This is a genomic window from Cobetia sp. (genome assembly GCF_983723665.1).
The window spans coordinates 26197-28031 of the sequence record NZ_CFDJES010000023.1 but is presented as its reverse complement, the minus strand read 5'-3'; the positions used below and the strand labels follow the sequence as shown (position 1 = coordinate 28031).

At 66.3% G+C, this 1835-nt stretch carries 2 protein-coding genes; both read left to right on the top strand.

From position 1 onward, the window contains the following. Positions 1–43: 43 nt before the first annotated feature. Complete coding sequence (locus tag AC4FAH_RS04170; RefSeq protein ID WP_054555520.1) at positions 44–430, top strand: nuclear transport factor 2 family protein; 387 nt, start codon at positions 44–46, stop codon at positions 428–430. 116 nt (positions 431–546) lie between these two features. Continuing rightward, the coding region (locus tag AC4FAH_RS04165) for an NAD(P)/FAD-dependent oxidoreductase (protein WP_490245678.1) at positions 547–1835 on the top strand (1289 nt) is incomplete at its 3' end.

Genomic DNA, 1835 nt, shown 5'->3' with positions numbered 1-1835 from the left:
AGCTCAACAACAAGCCCAACAACAAGACTGCGGAGCCCGACCCATGACTCACCAAGCCACCATCGAACTGCTGACCGCCTTCTGCGACGCCCTCAACCGTCACGACATCGACGACTGCCTGTCGATGATGACCGATGACTGCGAATTCCTCGCCATCGCCGGGCCGGAACTCGAAGGCAAGACCTTCGCCGGTCAGGACGCCGTGCGTGCGGGCCTCTCCGCCGCCTGGCAGAACGCGCCGGATGCCCAGTGGATCGACGCGGAAATCTTCGCCGATGGCGAGCGTGGCTTCGTCATCAGCACCTACACCGGCACCACCGCCGATGGCGCGCGCAGCGAAGCGCGCATGATCGACGCCTTCACGCTGCGTGACGGCAAGATCGCGATCAAGAACGCTTTCCGCAAGAACCGTCCGCCCGTCAACGTCTGAGCGCCAGCGGCGCACCGATCAGGGAAGAGGTTTCTGAAGCTGTCTTTGCCTCGGGGGCAGCACGTCATGGCGTCAGGTCATGGCGTGCGCCCCGCGGGTGAGAGGAGGTGTTCGAGATGGAAACTATCGTGCAGCACGGCGCCCGGCCGTCGGACATGGGCAACGAATCAGAGCAGCGTCCGGCCACTCAGGCCTCGCGGCCGTATGACCCGGCCTACGACCCGCTGGTGAGTGCCACCCCCGGCGAAGGGCGCGACTACGCGCCGACCTACTGGGTCGCCACCGCCGGTGAGCCGCCGGCAGACGATGGCCCGGTGATGGGCGATATCGACGCCGATGTGGTGATCGTCGGCTCCGGCTTCACGGGGCTGACCGCCGCCATCGTGCTGGCCGAGAAGTACGGCATCAAGGCCACCGTGCTGGAGGCCAATCGGGTCAGCTGGGGCTGTTCGACCCGCAATGGCGGTCAGGCGCAGTGTGCCACCGGTCGCCTCAAGCGTTCGCAGTGGATCGAGCGTTACGGGCTCGAGGCCGCCCACGGCCTGCACCGCGAGTGCGTCGAGGGCATGGAGAATTTCAAGGAGCTGATCAAGGACATCGACTGCGATCCGCAGCCGGGCGGCCATCTGTACATCGCCCACCGCGAGCGCATGATGCCGGGGCTGGAGAAGGAAGCGCGCCTGTTGCGCGAGACCTTCAACTACGATGCCCGCATCATCGATGGCGCCACGGTGCGCAATGAGTGGGTCGGTGATGAAGAGGCCTGCGGTGCGATGCACGAGCCGGAAGGCATCGGCGTGCACCCGGGCAAGTTGGCCTTCGGCTATCTGCGCAAGGCGCGCCGCCTGGGCGTCAAGGTGCACCCGGCAAGCCCGGTGGAGAGCTGGGAGACCCGCGATGGCGTGCACTATCTGACGACGCCGGGTGGCGTGGTCAAGGCGCGCTCGGTGGGCATGGCGACTGGCGGCTACACCTCCGGCAAGCTGCATCCGGAGCTCGACAAGCGCCTGATGCCGGTGCTCTCCAACTCGCTGGTGACGCGCCCGCTGACGGCGCAGGAAATCGAGGCGACCCGCTTCCATACCCATCAGGTGCTCACCGACACCCGCGTGCTGCGCCACTACTATCGCCTGCTGCCGGACAACCGCCTGCAGATCGGCAGCCGCAGTGCCGTCTCGGGGCGTGATGCGCCCAAGGCGCAATACGAGCAGCTGCTGATCGCCGACATGCACCGCAAGTTCCCCGCGCTGAGCGGCATCGAGGTCGATTACTCCTGGTGGGGCTGGGTGGATGTCAGCCACGACATGATGCCGCGCATCCATCAGCCGGACCCCAAGCAGAGCATCTATTACGCCATGGGCTATGGCGGCAACGGCGTGATGTATTCCGCCCAGGCGGGCAAGCG